Annotated in this window: 16 protein-coding genes; 11 read left to right on the forward strand and 5 right to left on the reverse strand. The window is 73.3% G+C overall.

Annotated features, from left to right (window positions below; all coding sequences use genetic code 11):
• The first annotated feature begins 124 nt into the window (after positions 1–124).
• Positions 125–1156: a 3-isopropylmalate dehydrogenase gene (locus NMK34_RS07750; RefSeq protein WP_318332843.1), complete on the forward strand. Its 1032-nt coding sequence runs from the start codon at positions 125–127 to the stop codon at positions 1154–1156.
• 189 nt (positions 1157–1345) lie between these two features.
• A complete protein-coding gene (locus NMK34_RS07755; RefSeq protein WP_318332844.1) occupies positions 1346–2440 on the forward strand; it encodes a branched-chain amino acid aminotransferase in 1095 nt (364 codons plus the stop codon).
• A gap of 55 nt (positions 2441–2495) precedes the next feature.
• Here NMK34_RS07755 and NMK34_RS07760 read toward each other — a convergent pair whose 3' ends face one another.
• The 4 genes from NMK34_RS07760 to NMK34_RS07775 all read right to left on the reverse strand — a co-directional run bounded on the left by NMK34_RS07760 (position 2496) and on the right by NMK34_RS07775 (position 5038).
• Positions 2496–3236 carry a tyrosine-protein phosphatase gene (locus tag NMK34_RS07760; protein WP_318332845.1) on the reverse strand — a complete coding sequence of 247 codons (741 nt, stop codon included), beginning with the start codon at positions 3234–3236 and terminating at the stop codon, positions 2496–2498.
• 50 nt (positions 3237–3286) lie between these two features.
• Positions 3287–3751, reverse strand: coding sequence for a hypothetical protein (locus NMK34_RS07765; protein WP_013284512.1), 465 nt, complete (start codon positions 3749–3751; stop codon positions 3287–3289).
• A 193-nt stretch (positions 3752–3944) separates the two neighbouring features.
• Complete coding sequence (locus NMK34_RS07770; protein ID WP_104113885.1) at positions 3945–4475, reverse strand: carboxymuconolactone decarboxylase family protein; 531 nt, start codon at positions 4473–4475, stop codon at positions 3945–3947.
• A 2-nt stretch (positions 4476–4477) separates the two neighbouring features.
• The gene (locus NMK34_RS07775) at positions 4478–5038 is read right to left on the reverse strand and encodes a peroxiredoxin (protein WP_069087635.1); all 561 of its coding nucleotides are present in this window, start codon (positions 5036–5038) and stop codon (positions 4478–4480) included.
• Positions 5039–5352: 314 nt separating this feature from the next.
• On the opposite strand from NMK34_RS07775, the gene cimA reads away from it, so the two are divergent.
• Positions 5353–6951, forward strand: a complete 1599-nt coding sequence (cimA, locus tag NMK34_RS07780; protein WP_318332846.1) for a citramalate synthase — start codon at positions 5353–5355, stop codon at positions 6949–6951.
• A 1-nt stretch (position 6952) separates the two neighbouring features.
• On the opposite strand, the gene NMK34_RS07785 is transcribed toward cimA, so the two are convergent.
• Entirely contained in the window at positions 6953–7945 is a 993-nt protein-coding gene (locus tag NMK34_RS07785; RefSeq protein WP_318332847.1) for an endonuclease/exonuclease/phosphatase family protein, read from the reverse strand.
• A gap of 279 nt (positions 7946–8224) precedes the next feature.
• Here NMK34_RS07785 and NMK34_RS07790 point away from each other — a divergent pair, with 279 nt between their 5' ends.
• The 8 genes from NMK34_RS07790 to NMK34_RS07825 all read left to right on the forward strand — a co-directional run bounded on the left by NMK34_RS07790 (position 8225) and on the right by NMK34_RS07825 (position 14364).
• Complete coding sequence (locus NMK34_RS07790; RefSeq protein ID WP_318332848.1) at positions 8225–8746, forward strand: hypothetical protein; 522 nt, start codon at positions 8225–8227, stop codon at positions 8744–8746.
• 192 nt (positions 8747–8938) lie between these two features.
• Positions 8939–9988 (forward strand): MoxR family ATPase, encoded by a 1050-nt coding sequence (locus tag NMK34_RS07795; RefSeq protein ID WP_318332849.1) that lies wholly within the window; start codon positions 8939–8941, stop codon positions 9986–9988.
• A complete protein-coding gene (locus tag NMK34_RS07800) occupies positions 9985–11001 on the forward strand; it encodes a DUF58 domain-containing protein (protein WP_318332850.1) in 1017 nt (338 codons plus the stop codon). The genes NMK34_RS07795 and NMK34_RS07800 overlap by 4 nt, the downstream gene beginning before the upstream one ends.
• Positions 10998–11957 carry a VWA domain-containing protein gene (locus NMK34_RS07805; RefSeq protein ID WP_013284520.1) on the forward strand — a complete coding sequence of 320 codons (960 nt, stop codon included), beginning with the start codon at positions 10998–11000 and terminating at the stop codon, positions 11955–11957. Before NMK34_RS07800 ends, NMK34_RS07805 begins: the two co-directional genes overlap by 4 nt.
• A gap of 39 nt (positions 11958–11996) precedes the next feature.
• Positions 11997–12857, forward strand: a complete 861-nt coding sequence (locus NMK34_RS07810) for a S1C family serine protease (RefSeq protein ID WP_318332851.1) — start codon at positions 11997–11999, stop codon at positions 12855–12857.
• A 153-nt stretch (positions 12858–13010) separates the two neighbouring features.
• Positions 13011–13307, forward strand: coding sequence for a hypothetical protein (locus NMK34_RS07815; RefSeq protein ID WP_318332852.1), 297 nt, complete (start codon positions 13011–13013; stop codon positions 13305–13307).
• A gap of 9 nt (positions 13308–13316) precedes the next feature.
• Positions 13317–13742: an alternative ribosome rescue aminoacyl-tRNA hydrolase ArfB gene (arfB, locus tag NMK34_RS07820; RefSeq protein ID WP_135243707.1), complete on the forward strand. Its 426-nt coding sequence runs from the start codon at positions 13317–13319 to the stop codon at positions 13740–13742.
• A gap of 49 nt (positions 13743–13791) precedes the next feature.
• Positions 13792–14364 carry a GNAT family protein gene (locus NMK34_RS07825; RefSeq protein WP_318332853.1) on the forward strand — a complete coding sequence of 191 codons (573 nt, stop codon included), beginning with the start codon at positions 13792–13794 and terminating at the stop codon, positions 14362–14364.
• Positions 14365–14389 lie beyond the last annotated feature (25 nt).

Here is a 14389-nt window from a genome sequence, read left to right on the forward strand (position 1 = left end):
GACCGCAGCATGAGTGCCGGCTGGGAGCCTCCTGTGATTCGCCGTCCCGGATGATGGAAGATTCGTACCGGGGGGCGGGACAGCGACGTACGGTTGCGCCTAACGACAAGACGAGGAGCGTCAGGTGGCACACATCGCGGTGGTGGCCGGCGACGGCATCGGGCCCGAGGTGGTCGCGCAGGCCCGCAAGGTCCTCGACGCGGTGGTGCCCGGGATCGAGACCACCGAGTACGACCTGGGCGCGGCACGCTACCACCGCACCGGCGAGGTGCTGCCCGACTCCGTCCTCGACGAGCTGGCCGGCCACGACGCCATCCTGCTCGGCGCGGTGGGCGACCCGACCGTGCCGCCGGGTGTGCTGGAGCGCGGTCTGCTGCTGAAGCTCCGGTTCGCCTTCGACCAGTACGTCAACCTGCGCCCGTCCCGGCTCTGGCCCGGCGTGGCCGGTCCGCTCGCGGCGGTCAAGCCCGGCGAGGTCGACCTCGTGGTGGTCCGCGAGGGCACCGAGGGGCTGTACGCGGGCGCCGGCGGCGCGCTGCACCGGGACACCCCGGCCGAGGTGGCCACCGAGGAGAGCCTGAACACCCGGCACGGCGTCGAGCGGGTGATCCGCGACGCGTTCGCCCGCGCCGGCCGCCGGGAGCGGCGCAAGGTCACGCTCGTGCACAAGACGAACGTGCTCACCCACGCCGGGTCGCTGTGGGCGCGCGCCTTCGCCGCGGTGGCCGCCGAGCACCCGGACGTGACCACGGAATACCAGCACATCGACGCCGCCGCGATGTTCCTGGTGACGAACCCGTCCCGGTACGACGTGGTGGTCACCGACAACCTGTTCGGCGACATCCTCACCGACATCGCCGCCGCCGTGACCGGTGGCATCGGGCTCGCGGCCAGCGGCTGCATCAACCCCGAGGGGCGCTACCCGTCGATGTTCGAGCCGGTGCACGGCTCGGCGCCGGACATCGCCGGCCAGGGCGTCGCCGACCCGGTCGCCGCGGTGCTGTCCGCCGCGCTGCTGCTCGACCAGCTCGGTCACACCGACGCCGCTGCCCGGGTCACCGCCGCGGTCGGCGCCGAGCTGGCCGCGCGTACGCCGGGGACGCCGAGAAGCACCGAGGAGGTCGGCGACCGGCTCGCCGCGTACGCTGTAGCCTGACCGGGCCGACCCTGCCGGCGGCCCGGTACCGGGCCGCCAGACCCGTCACCGGGCCACCCCGACCGTCCGGCGCGTCGTCTCCGCCGGGGCGGAGCTATCCGCTGAACGACCGTTCGGGGTAAGTTTTCTGGCACCAGTGACGTCGGCGTGCGATCCCGCATGCCGTGAACCCGCAGGGAGGTCAGCGCGATGAGCGGTGGTGACATGCTCGATTTCGAGATCCGTCCGAATCCCGCGCCGGTATCCGCCGCCGACCGGGCCGCCCTGCTGGCGAACCCGGGCTTCGGCCGGGTCTTCACCGATCACATGGTCACCATCCGCTACGCCGAGGGCAAGGGCTGGTACGACGCCCGCCTGGAGGCGCGCGCGCCGATCCCGATGGACCCGGCCGCGGCGGTGCTGCACTACGCGCAGGAGATCTTCGAAGGGCTGAAGGCGTACCGCACCGGTGACGCGGTGACGATGTTCCGTCCCGAGGCCAACGCGGCCCGGTTCGCCGCGTCGGCGCGCCGGCTGGCCATGCCGGAGCTGCCGGAGGCGACGTTCGTGGAGTCGCTGCGCCGGCTGGTCGAGGTCGACCAGGCGTGGATCCCGGAGCACGAGGACGCCAGCCTCTACCTGCGGCCGTTCATGTTCGCCAGCGAGGTCTTCCTCGGCGTCCGCCCGGCCAACGAATACCTCTACTGCGTGATCGCCTCGCCGGCCGGCGCGTACTTCGCCGGTGGCGTGAAGCCGGTGACGGTCTGGGTCTCGCCGGACTACACCCGGGCCGCGCCCGGCGGCACCGGCGCGGCCAAGTGCGGCGGCAACTACGCCGCCTCGCTCGCCGCGCAGGCCGAGGCGATCGAGGCCGGCTGCGACCAGGTGGTGTTCCTGGACGCTGTCGAACGGCGGTACGTCGACGAACTGGGCGGCATGAACGTCTTCTTCGTCTACGACGACGGCAGCATCGTCACCCCGCCGCTGGGCGGCACGATCCTGCCGGGCATCACCCGCGACGCGATCCTCACCCTCGCCGCGGAGGCCGGGCACGAGGTGCGGGAGGCGCCGGTCAGCTTCGACGACTGGCGGGCCGACGCGGCGAGCGGCCGGCTGCGCGAGGTGTTCGCCTGCGGCACCGCCGCCGTGATCACCCCGATCGGCGGCGTGCGCTTCCCCGACGGCGAATTCCTCATCGGCGGCGGCGAGCCGGGCCGGGCCACGATGGCGCTGCGGCAGAAGCTGGTGGACATCCAGCGCGGTCGCGCCGCCGACCCGCACGGCTGGGTCACCCGGGTCCTCTGACGGCCCTTCGCGGTGATCGAGGGGTTCGCTCCTCGATCACCGTGGGACGGGACAGTCAGTCCAGGAGGTGGGTGCGGAGGGACTCCACCTGCGCCTCGGTGACGCCGGCGTGGGTCAGGTAGCCCTCGACCGAGCCGTAGCCGCCGCGCAACTCGGCGAGGAACAGCTCCATCGTCTCGGCCGGTGACTCCAGGAACGGCGGCGGTGGTTCCTCCGCGTCCGGCAGCGTGGCCCGGACCCACTCGGTGAAGCGCCGCGACGCGGCGGTGCTGAGCGCGTAGTCGGCTACCACGTCCTTGTCGGGCACCCCGAGCACGGAGAGCGTGAGCGCGCAGACGATGCCGGTGCGGTCCTTGCCGGCGACGCAGTGCACCACCACCGGGGCGTTGGCGCTGTCCGCGATCAACCCGACCGCCTCGGCGAGCCCGGCGGTGCCGGTACGCGCCAGGTCGGCGTACCGGTCGGCCAGGTAGCGGGCCAGGCTGACGCCGGAGGCGTCGAACCGGTTCGCACCCCAGTCGGCGTGCTCGGGGTGGATGTGCCGGTAGGTCAGGCCGTCGTAGTCGGGCACCCGCCCGTCGCGTTCCACCTCGGACGGCCGGCGCAGGTCGATCACGGTGCGGATGCCGAGCGCGGTGAACGCGCTCCGGTCGGTCTCGTCGATGCGGTGCAGCGAGTCGGAGCGGTAGAGCCGGCCACGGCGGACGGTGCGCCCGTCCCGAGTGGCGTATCCGCCGACGTCGCGGAAGTTGAACAGGGCGGGGAAGGGGCTCTGCGGGGCGTCCACATCCGACACGGTAACGGCCGGCGGGGCGTTCGTCCGTCCCGCCGGCCGTCGCCGGGATGTCAGGCGCGCGGCGGCACGTCCGGCGGCAGCGCCGAGTGGTTCTCGCCGTAGTAGCCGCCCAGCCGGTCCCGGTAGCCCGGTTCGGCGTGGCTGGACTCGTCGTACTCCGGGGCGGCCTTGATCTGGTCCTTCTCCCGGTCGACGTGCACGGTGCGGGCGTCGTGGTCGACGTGGTTCACGGTTCCGGCCGGGAGCATCACCTTCTTGCCGAAGATCCACGGCCCGGTGTCCACGACCAGGTAGCTGTCGTCCACCTCGTGGCTCGCCCGGTCGATCTTGCCGATGGCGCCGTCGGTGGCCTCGACCTTGTAGCCGGTCAGGTCGGCGCTCGCCACACCCGCCTCGTCGCGGTAGCGCCACGGATCGAAGGCGCCCGCCGGGGCGCCGCCGGCGACCGTGCCCCGGCCGTCGTCGAGGATCGGCTCGGTGCCGCCGTGCGTGGCGCGCGGGTCCAGTCCGTCCATGTGCCGCCTCCCGTCCCCAGGGCCGCGGCCGTCGCGGCACCGTCGTCAGTCGGGAGGGTTACCCATCCTGTCCGGGCACCAACCCGCCGGCGTCCGGCCCGCCGACGCCGAGGGGCCGGCGCCACGGTGGTGACACCGGCCCCTCGGGTCGTCGGCCAGCGCGGTGCCGGTCGGGCACGTGCGGGCCGATGGATCAGGCCAGTGCGGCCTCCGCGTCCAGGGTCACCGCGGCGGCGTGGACGACGGCGGCGATCCGCAGCCCCTCGTGCACCTGCTCACGGCTGAACCCGGCCGCGCGCAGCGTCTTCTCGTGCGACTCCAGGCAGACGCCGCAGCCGGTGATCGCCGAGACGGCGAGGCACCACAGCTCGAAGTCGGTCTTCTCCACGCCGGGGCGGGCGATGATCTGCATCCGCAGCCGGGCCGGCAGCGACGCGTACTGCTCGTCGCCGATCAGGTGCTTGGCCCGGTAGTAGACGTTGTTCATCGCCATGACCGCCGCCGCGCCCTTGGCCGCCGCGACCGCCTCGGGCGTGAGGTGACCGGCCGCCTCGGCGGCGATCTCCCGCAGCACCACCGGGTTGCGGGCCGCCACCGCGCAGGCCAGGGCGGTGCCCCACGCCTGCTCCGGCTTCAGCGTCGAGGTGGTGATGGTGGAGCCGAGGTTCAGCCGGATGTCCTTGGCGTACTCGGGCAGGCCCGCCTTGATCGCGTCCAGGCCCATGGTCAGGCCCCGGCGCCGGCGAGGAGCGCGTTGGCGTCGAGCGTCGCCGCGCCCTTGTTCCAGTTGCACGGGCACAGCTCGTCGGTCTGGAGCGCGTCGAGCACCCGCAGCACCTCGGAGACGTTGCGGCCGACCGAACCGGCGGTCACCATGACGAACTGGATCTCGTTGTTCGGGTCCACGATGAAGGTGGCCCGCTGCGCGACACCGTCGGCGCCGAGCACGCCGCAGGCGGAGGTCAGCTCACGCTTGATGTCGCTGAGCATCGGGAACGGCAGCTCGCGCAGGTCCGGGTGGTCCTTGCGCCAGGCGTAGTGGACGAACTCGTTGTCGACGGAGACGCCGAGCACTTGGGCGTCGCGGTCGGCGAACTCGCCGTTGAGGCGGCCGAACTCGGCGATCTCGGTGGGGCAGACGAAGGTGAAGTCCTTCGGCCAGAAGAACACGACGCGCCACTGGCCCTCGTGGGACTTGTGGTTGATCGTCTCGAACGCCTTGTCGGCGTCGAGCGACACGCAGGCGGTGAGTTCGTACTCGGGGAAGTGGTCACCGACAGTGAGCACGGGTCCTCCTTGAGCGTGGCCCGGCAGCACCGCCAGGCCAGTAACTGGATCAGTTCAAGATTCTTCCGTAGCCCCGTTTGTGCTCGTGGCGGGCGGTGGCCCGGTGTGAAGGCGATCACCAGGGCCGTCGTCGTCCCGGAATATGGGTTTCGCCTCCCAAAACCGAGGGAGGGGTGGCAGAGTACGGGTCGTGACCAGCTTCGTCCTGATCATTAGCAGCTAGCGCGCCGGCCTTCCCTCGCCGAGCGCGCAGACCTCCCGCATCCGCGGGGGGTCTTTTTGTTTGCTCCCCAGGGCACGAGAAGAGGACTCCGATGACGTTCCAGGTGTACGACACGACGCTGCGCGACGGCGCGCAGCGCGAAGGGCTCACGTACTCGGTGGTCGACAAGCTGGCGGTGGCCCGCCTGCTGGACGACCTCGGAGTCGGCTTCATCGAGGGTGGCTGGCCGGGCGCGGTGCCCAAGGACACCGAGTTCTTCCGCCGCGCCCGCACCGAGCTGGAGCTGCGGCACGCGATCCTGGTCGCCTTCGGAGCCACCCGCAAGGCCGGGCTCGCGGTCGAGGACGACCCGCAGGTGCGCGGCCTGCTCGACGCACAGACCCCGGCCGTGGCCCTGGTCGCCAAGGCGGACCTGCGGCACGTGGAGCGGGCGCTGCGCACCACCGCCGAGGAGAACCTCGCGATGATCCGCGACACCGTGTCGTACCTGGTGGCGCAGGGGCGGCGCGTCTTCGTCGACGGGGAGCACTGCTACGACGGGTTCCGGTTCGACCCGGGCTACACCGCCGCGGTGGCGGAGACCGCGCTGGCCGCCGGCGCCGAGCGGTTCGTGCTCTGCGACACCAACGGCGGCATGCTGCCCTCCCAGGTGACCGCCGTGATCGAGGGACTGGTCGCGCGGACCGGGATCGCGCCGGAGCGGCTCGGCATGCACGCGCAGAACGACACCGCCTGCGCGGTCGCCAACACGATCGCCGCGGTCGAGGCGGGCGTCCGGCACGTGCAGGGCACCGCCAACGGGTACGGCGAGCGCCCCGGCAACGCCGACATCTTCGCGATCGTCGCCAACCTCCAGCTCAAGCTGGGCATGCCCGTCCTACCGGAGGGCTGCCTGGAACAGATGGTGCGGGTCTCGCACGCCATCGCCGAGATCGCCAACATCGCCCCCGACACCCACCAGGCCTACGTCGGGGCCGCCGCCTTCGCTCACAAGGCGGGGCTGCACGCGAGCGCGATCAAGGTCGACCCGTTGCTCTACAACCACGTGGAACCCGCTGTGGTGGGCAACGACATGCGGATCCTGGTGACCGAGATGGCCGGCCGGGCCAGCATCGAGCTCAAGAGCCGCGAGCTCGGTCTGGACCTGGCCGGCCATCCGGACGCCCTGTCCCGGGTCACCGGGCGGGTCAAGGAACTGGAGGCCGACGGCTGGTCGTTCGAGGCCGCCGACGCCTCGTTCGAGCTGCTGGTCCGCTCCGAGCTGCCGGACGCCGCGCCGGCCCGGCCGTTCGCGCTGGAGTCGTACCGGGTGATCGTCGAGCACCGCGAGGACGGCGCCGTGGTCTCCGAGGCGACGGTGAAGATCCGGGTACGCGGCGAGCGGGTGATCGCCACCGCCGAGGGCAACGGCCCGGTCAACGCGCTGGACGAGGCGCTGCGGGTGGGCCTGGCCCGGCACTACCCGGAGCTGCGCGACTTCGAGCTGGCCGACTACAAGGTGCGCATCCTGGAGGGCAGCCACGGCACCGGCGCTGTCACGCGCGTCCTCGTGGAGACCGCCGGCGCCGGCCGCGACTGGACCACTGTGGGCGTGCACCCGAACGTGGTCGAGGCGAGCTGGCACGCGCTCGTCGACGCGCTCACCTACGGCCTGGACCGGGCCCGCGTGCCGGGCGGAAGCCCGGCCTGACTCAGCCGGCCGGCAGGCGCAGCTCGGCCAGCAGCGCGCGGTGGTCGCTGCCCGGCACCGGATGGGTGCCGGCGGCGCGCACCGCGATGCGCCTGTCGACGAGGACGTGGTCGATGGTGACCGGCGGGATCGGGTCGCCGTCGTAGGGCCCCCAGGTGCCGCCGAACCCGGCTCCGGCCGCGTCCGCCGCGTCGGTGTAGCCGGTGGCGATCAGGTTCCGCAGCGCCGCGTGGTCGAGCGTGGCGTTGAAGTCCCCGGCCAGCACGCTCAGCCCGCCGTCCGGGGTGGCAGGCGGCTGGGCGCGCTGGTCGGTCCACCAGTCCGGCACCACGTCCGGGGCGTACGGCGCGGCCGGGTGCGCCGACTCCACCCGCACCGGTGGCGCCCCGGGCACGGTCACCGTCGCGTACGCCTGGGTGAAGAAGAAGCCCTTGTTGCGCCGGTGACCGGTGTCGCGCAGCGGGTGCCGGGCGTACACGCCGGAGCCGGTCGAGCCGACCTCGGGCGTCAGCGACCGGTGCGGCAGCAGCGTGGCCAGTCCGAGCCGGTCCAGCTCGGCCGCCAGCGGCGGGGTGAGTTCCTGCACCGTGAGCACGTCGACCCGCCGCGCCCGGACCAGGTCCACCAGGGCCGCCGGGTCGGCCGAGCCGAGGCGCAGGTTGGCGGTGAGCAGCCGCAGCGTCGGCCCGTCGGCGGCGGGCCGGTCGCCGGGGATCGCGCGGGGCGCCACCGCGCCGATCAGCGTCAGCGCGGCCAGGACCGCTACCACCGCCGGGGCGCGGCGCCGCAGGGCGAGCGCGGCCACCGCCACGGCCGGGGCCACGGCGGCGGCGTACGGCGTGAAGGCGATCGCCTGTACCAGCGGGCCGCGTTCGAGGCCGGTCAGGCGCACGAGTGCCCAGGCGGCGACCGGCGCGACGGCGAGCCAGCACGCGACGGTGGCGAGGCGGCCGCTCCGGGTGCCCGCGCGGGGCGGTCGCGGCAGGGTGATCATGGCGCTCAGGCTACCGGGATCAGGGACGACGCGATGCCCTCCGAAACAATTTCGTGAATTGTTGCTCGCAATTTCCGGGCGGCTTTTGCAGTTCGGTCGGACACGCAATAGCGCTATTGACCGCCCGCATTTTCCGGTGCTAGGTTCCACCTGGTTGAGACGTCGCGACTCTCTGTAGTAAGGCCAGCTCACGAGCGGTGCGCTCCCGGCGGATACCCGATGATCCGCAATTTGACGCGCGCAGTCGCCGTATCACCACGGTCTACCAAGGGAGAACTCATGGCCACATTCTTGAAGCGAAAGGCGACGGTGGTGGCGCTCGCCGCGCTGTCGCTCAGCCTGGCCGGCGGCGGGATCGCCGCGGCCGCCCAGTCGGAGGCGAAGCCGCAGCCCGGTGCCCGGCACTCCACGGCGCAGCCGCCGGTGACCGCCGCCGAGCGGCAGGCGGCCCGCACCGCCATGCGGGCCACCCTGGCCCCACCAGCGGCCGGCCAGGTCGCCTGGGCCGTCGTGGCGGCAAACGGCACGCTCCTGCAGCACTCCGGCAACGTGGTGTCCTCGTTCCGGTTCACCCCGGGTGTCGGGGTGTCCCCAGGGCAATACCAGGTGCTGCTGGACTACAACGTGTCCGCCAAGGCGTACGTGGCAACCATCGGCACGAACGACCCTGCGAACGTGCCGCCGGCCGGTGAGGTGTCGGTGGCCCCCCGCACGCTGACCCCGAACGCCGTCTTCGTGCAGACGCGCAGCTCCTCGGGCAGCGCCTCGGACCGGCCGTTCCACCTGGTCATCGCCAACTGACCCGTCCGGCATCGCACCGGCCCCCGCTCCGGCGGGGGCCGGTGTCGTGTTCCGTACCGGTCCGGCCGGTGCCGCGCCGCTTCGTGCCGTTCCCGCCCGGCTGGGGAGATGCTGCCGGTCCGGCCCTCCGGCCACCGCCCAGGGGCCGATAATCCGACGTTTGTCGCCGGTCCGGCACGGGAAGCAAGCACCGTGACGGACATCTCGGACACCCCGGCCAGCGTGCTCAGCCCGGTCGACGCCGACGCGAGCGGCGTCGAGCTGGAACAGACCCTCGTCGAGGTCAAACGCGTGATCGTCGGGCAGGATCGGCTCGTCGACCGCCTGCTCACCGCCCTCGTCGCGGACGGGCACTGCCTGCTGGAGGGCGTACCGGGGGTGGCCAAGACACTGGCCGCCCAGACCCTCGCCACAGTGGTCGGTGGCACGTTCTCCCGGATCCAGTTCACCCCCGACCTGGTCCCCTCCGACATCGTCGGCACCCGCATCTACCGCGCCTCCACCGAACAGTTCGACGTGGAGCTGGGGCCGATCATGGCGAACCTGGTGCTCGCCGACGAGATCAACCGGGCCCCGGCCAAGGTGCAGTCGGCGCTGCTCGAGGCGATGGCCGAGCGGCAGGTCTCCATCGCCGGCCGGAGCTGGCCGGTGCCGGACCCGTTCCTGGTCCTGGCCACCCAGAACCCGATCGAGTCCGAGGGCGTCTACCAGCTCCCCGAGGCGCAACGCGACCGCTTCCTCATGAAGATCGTGGTCGACTACCCGAGCGACGCCGACGAACTGGCCATCCTCTACCGGATGAGCACCGAGCGGCCCACCGCGCGTACCGTGCTCGACCCGGGCCGGCTGCGCGAACTCCAGCGCCGCGCGACGGACGTCTTCGTCCACCACGCGCTCGCCGAGTACGTGGTCCGCCTCATCCTCGCCACCCGCGACCCGGAGCGCTTCGGCCTGCCCGACGTCGCGCCCCTGCTGGCGTACGGGGCCAGCCCCCGGGCCACGCTCGGCCTGGTGGCCGCCGCCCGCGCGCAGGCGCTCATCCACGGCCGGGACTACGTGCTCCCCGAGGACATCCGGGAACTCGCGGTGGACGTGCTGGCGCACCGCCTCGTACTCTCCTTCGACGCGATCGCCGACGGCATCTCCGGCGAGGACGTGGTACGCCGCGTCATCGAGGCGGTGCCGCCGCCCCGGCTGGTGAACGGGCCCACCGAGACGGTGAACGACCTGGCGGCGGCATGACCGGCGAGGCCGGACCCGGGCTCGCCGATCTCGCCCCGGACCAGCGGCTGCGCCGGCTGGAGCTGACGGTGAGCCGGCGGCTCGACGGCCTGCTGCACGGCCGGTACCGAGGCCTGCTCCCAGGTCCCGGCAGCGAGGCGGCCGGCAGCCGCGAGTACCGGCCCGGCGAGGACGAGGTACGCCGGATGGACTGGGCGGTCACCGCCCGGACCACGGTCCCGCACGTCCGCGAGGTCGACGCGGACCGGGAACTCACCACCTGGCTGCTCGTCGACGCCAGCCCCAGCATGGAGTACGGCACGTCCACGCTGGACAAACGGGAACTGGCGGTGGCCGCCGTGGCGGCGGTCGGCTTCCTCACCGCCGGGGTCGGCAACCGGCTCGGCGCCCAGGTGCTCACCCCGGACGGGCTGCGCCGGTTCCCGGCCCGCAGCGGGCGTACCCATCTGCTGGGGCTGCTGCGCGCGCTGCTCGGCGCCCCGCGTACCGGCGACCTGCCGGACTCCGACGGCGCGGGTGCGGCCGGCGCGGCCCGGACCGACGCGGCGTCCGGCCTGGTCGACGGGCTGGACGGCCTCCAGCGCGTCGCCACCCGGCGCGGGCTCGTGGTGATCGTCTCCGACTTCCTCGACGAGCTGCCCGACGACCCGGACGCCGCGCCGCCGCCGTGGGCCGCCGCGCTGCGCCGCCTCGCGGTACGGCACCAGGTGCTCGCGGTCGAGGTGACCGACCCGCGCGAGCTGGAACTGCCGGACGTCGGCCTGATCACGCTGGTCGACCCGGAGAGCGGCCGGCACCGCGAGGTGTGGACCGGCGACCCGGGCCTGCGCGAGCGGTACGCGCGTGCCGCCGCCGAGCAGCGCGACCAGGTACGCCGCACGCTGCGCCGGGCCGGCGCCACCCACCTGGCGCTACGCACCGACCGGGACTGGTGCGCGGACGTCGTCCGGTACGTGCACGAGCAGCGCCGGCTGGCCACCGTGCCGGCCGCGGCCCGCGGAGGTGTCTCATGACCTGGCAGTCACCCGCCCGCCTCTGGCTGCTGCTCGCCGTCGTCGCGCTGGTCGCCGGTTACCTGGTGCTGCAACGGCGGCAGAGCCGGTACGCGGTGCGCTTCACCAACCTGCGCCTGCTCGACCGGGTCGCCCCGCGCCGCCCGGCCTGGCGGCGGCACGTCCCGGCGGGCCTGTTCCTGGCCATGCTGGCGCTGCTCGTGGTCGGGTTCGCCCGGCCCGAGGCGGAGGTGCGGGTGCCCCGGGAGCGGGCCACGGTGATGGTCGCGGTGGACGTGTCCACCTCGATGCTCGCCGGTGACGTGGACCCGGACCGGCTGACCGCGGCCAAGGAGGCGGGCCGGCGGTTCGTCGACGGCCTGCCCGACGAGTTCAACGTCGGTCTCGTCGCGTTCGCCGGCAGCGCGGCCGTGCTGGTGCCGCCGAGCACCGACCGGGAGGCGCTGCACGACGGGATCGGGCGGCTGGCCGAGGGCATCACCGGCGTGCAGGGCACCGCCATCGGCGAGGCGATCAGCACCTCGCTCGGCGCGGTCAAGAGCCTGGACGCCACCGCCGCCAAGGATCCGCCGCCGGCCCGGATCATCATCCTCTCCGACGGCGCGAACACCTCCGGCATGGACCCGATGGAGGCCGCCGACCAGGCGGTCGCCGCGAAGGTGCCGGTGCACACCATCTCCTTCGGCACGCCCGGCGGCTCGGTCGATCGGGGTGGCCGGGCGATCCAGGTGCCGGTGGACGGCCAGACGCTGCGGGCGGTCGCCGAGCAGACCGGCGGCGGCTTCCACGAGGCGTCCACCACCGCCGAACTGAAGGACGTCTACGAGGACATCGGCACCTCGGTCGGCTACCGCACCGAGCGGCAGGACATCTCGGCCCGCTTCATCGGCCTCGGACTGGTCCTGGCGATGGGTGCCGCGGCCGGCTCGCTGCGGTGGTTCTCCCGGCTGCCCTGATCCGCACACCACTACCGCACGACACGTGAGGAGCCAGGCATGGCAGTGCAGACCGGACTCGGCGAGCCACGCGGACCGTGGTTCGTCTCGCCGGAGCTGGACCCGGACGGTCGCGGCCACCGGGACGTACCCGGGGGCGGGCCGGAGGACGGGCGGCGGAGCCTACGGCACCGGCTGCTGAGCGTGGCGGCGGTGGTGGCGCTCTCCACCGTCTCCGGCGCGGCGGCCGGCACCTGGGCGGCGGACCGGGGCGCGCCGGGACCGGCGGCGGCGTCCGCCGCGCCGGTGCCGGCCGAGCTGGTCACCGCCGCCGGCAAGACGGTGCCCGGGGTGGTGTCGGTGATGGTCGGGGGCCGCTCCGGCGCGTCCGCGTCCGGCTCCGGGTTCGCCATCGACAACGAACAGCACATCGTCACCAACGACCACATCCTGGCCCGGGGCGGTGCCGGCGCGGTGACTGTGGAGACCTCGGACGGGCGGCGGTTCCCGGCCGAGGTGGTGGGCCGGGAACCGGCGAGCGACCTGGCCGTGCTGAAGGTGCCCGCGTCGGCCGGGTTGCCGCCGTTGCCGCTGGCGAAGGCGAACTCGACGCGGGTGGGGGAGCCGGTGCTCGCGGTCGGCTCGCCGCTCGGGCTCGCCGGGACGGTCACCGCCGGCATCGTCAGCGCGCTCAACCGCCAGGTACGCATCGGCAACGGCCGGCACACAGCGGTGCAGACCGACGCCTCGATCAACCCGGGAAACTCCGGCGGGCCGCTGGTGAACGCGCGCGGTGAGGTGGTCGGCGTGAACACCGCGATCGCCACCATCGACGGCAACGGCTCCATCGGTATCGGCTTCGCCATCCCGATCGACCAGGTCCAGCAGACCGCGGACACCATCATCGGCCGGGGTGGCTGAGCCGCCGGCACGGTCACCCGCGCGGGGTTGCCTCCGGCGCCCCGCGCGGCGTTGACCTGCACAAGCGTCGCAAGTTCGGTGCGAACTGTCGGATATCCGGCGTGGGATCATTGGGGCATAGAAATATTACGCTGAGTATGGATACTGGCGGAGGTGGAGCAAGCTGTCATTGCGGCCCTCCTCGTGGTGGGCCTGATCATCGGCGCCGGTGTCGGCGCGTCCTACGCGCGTGCGAAACGCGGCTGGACGGATTACCAGACCATCCGGACCAGCGTCCCCGGGGCCCGGCGCAACGCCTGGCTCGCGATCCGGGGCGTCGTCGTCAAGCTCGCGGTGATCGCTCTGCTGCTCGTCGGCGCGGCCGCGTACGCGGCGTCCGGCGGCAGCGAGGAACGGGCCGGTCCGACGCCGAGCGCCACCCCCACCCCGAGTCACCGCGCCGGGCGCTAGCCTCGGGGAGTGGACGACGGACTGCGGGTCACCGATCGGCTCACGGTGCCCGCCGTCGAGCTGCGGGAACGGTTCTCCCGCTCGTCCGGCCCGGGTGGGCAGGGAGTCAACACCACCGACTCCCGGGTGGAGCTGAGCTTCGACCTGGCCGGCTCGCCCAGCGTGCCGGAGACGCTGCGGGAACGGGCGCTGGCCCGGCTCGCCGGCCGCCTGGTCGGCGGCGTGCTCACTGTGACCGCCAGCGAGCACCGGGCGCAGCTGGCCAACCGCGAGGCGGCCCGCGAGCGGATGGCCGCGCTGCTGCGCGAGGCCGTCGCCCCGCCGCCGAAGCCGCGCCGGCCGACGCGCCCCTCGCGTGGCGCGAAGGAACGCCGCCTGGCCGAGAAGAAGCGCCAGTCCCAGCGCAAACGCGACCGCCGGGTGGACGGCGACTGACCGAAAAACGGTTGAGCTGCCCGCTACGCCGACCGGAGAATTCCGCCACGTGATCGACTTCTCCGTCAAGCCCACGCTCACCGGCGAGCGGGTGGTGCTGCGCCCGTTCCGCGACGACGACCTGCCGGCGCTCGCCGAGATCCTGGCCGACCCGGAGGTGGTGCGGCTGACCGGCAGCCCGGCCGGCGAGACGTTCGAGCCGTCCCGTCTGCGGGCCTGGTACGGCACCCGCAACAGCCAGGACGACCGGCTCGACCTCGCGGTGGTGGACCGGGCGAGCGGCACCTGCGTCGGCGAGGTGGTCCTCAACGAGTGGGACCGGGCCAACGCGAGCTGCAACTTTCGCACCCTGATCGGCCCCGGCGGCCGCGACCGCGGCCTCGGCACCGAGGCGGTCCGGCTCATCGTCGGGTACGGCTTCGAGCAGCTCGGCCTGCACCGCATCGGCCTGGAGGTGTTCGCGTTCAACCCGCGTGCCCGGCGCGCCTACGAGAAGGTGGGCTTCGTCGCCGAGGGGACGCTGCGGCAGGTGCTGCGCGACGGTGACGACTGGGTGGACGCCACAGTCATGTCGATCCTCGCTCCGGAGTGGAACCGGCACCTGGGGCACCCTGAGGGTTGAGTCGGAGGCGTCGAAGCGCTTCAAT

This window comes from Micromonospora sp. BRA006-A (genome assembly GCF_033433935.1).
Taxonomy (GTDB): Bacteria; Actinomycetota; Actinomycetes; order Mycobacteriales; family Micromonosporaceae; genus Micromonospora; species Micromonospora aurantiaca.

What these genes read in the sequence shown, in the direction of transcription:
- NMK34_RS07755 (WP_318332844.1), top strand. Translation starts at nt 1,346, where the DNA reads ATGAGCGGTGGTGACATGCTCGATTTCGAGATCCGTCCGAATCCCGCG.
- NMK34_RS07765 (WP_013284512.1), bottom strand. Translation starts at nt 3,751, where the DNA reads ATGGACGGACTGGACCCGCGCGCCACGCACGGCGGCACCGAGCCGATC.
- NMK34_RS07770 (WP_104113885.1), bottom strand. Translation starts at nt 4,475, where the DNA reads ATGGGCCTGGACGCGATCAAGGCGGGCCTGCCCGAGTACGCCAAGGAC.
- cimA (WP_318332846.1), top strand. Translation starts at nt 5,353, where the DNA reads ATGACGTTCCAGGTGTACGACACGACGCTGCGCGACGGCGCGCAGCGC.
- NMK34_RS07785 (WP_318332847.1), bottom strand. Translation starts at nt 7,945, where the DNA reads ATGATCACCCTGCCGCGACCGCCCCGCGCGGGCACCCGGAGCGGCCGC.
- NMK34_RS07790 (WP_318332848.1), top strand. Translation starts at nt 8,225, where the DNA reads ATGGCCACATTCTTGAAGCGAAAGGCGACGGTGGTGGCGCTCGCCGCG.
- NMK34_RS07800 (WP_318332850.1), top strand. Translation starts at nt 9,985, where the DNA reads ATGACCGGCGAGGCCGGACCCGGGCTCGCCGATCTCGCCCCGGACCAG.
- NMK34_RS07805 (WP_013284520.1), top strand. Translation starts at nt 10,998, where the DNA reads ATGACCTGGCAGTCACCCGCCCGCCTCTGGCTGCTGCTCGCCGTCGTC.
- NMK34_RS07810 (WP_318332851.1), top strand. Translation starts at nt 11,997, where the DNA reads ATGGCAGTGCAGACCGGACTCGGCGAGCCACGCGGACCGTGGTTCGTC.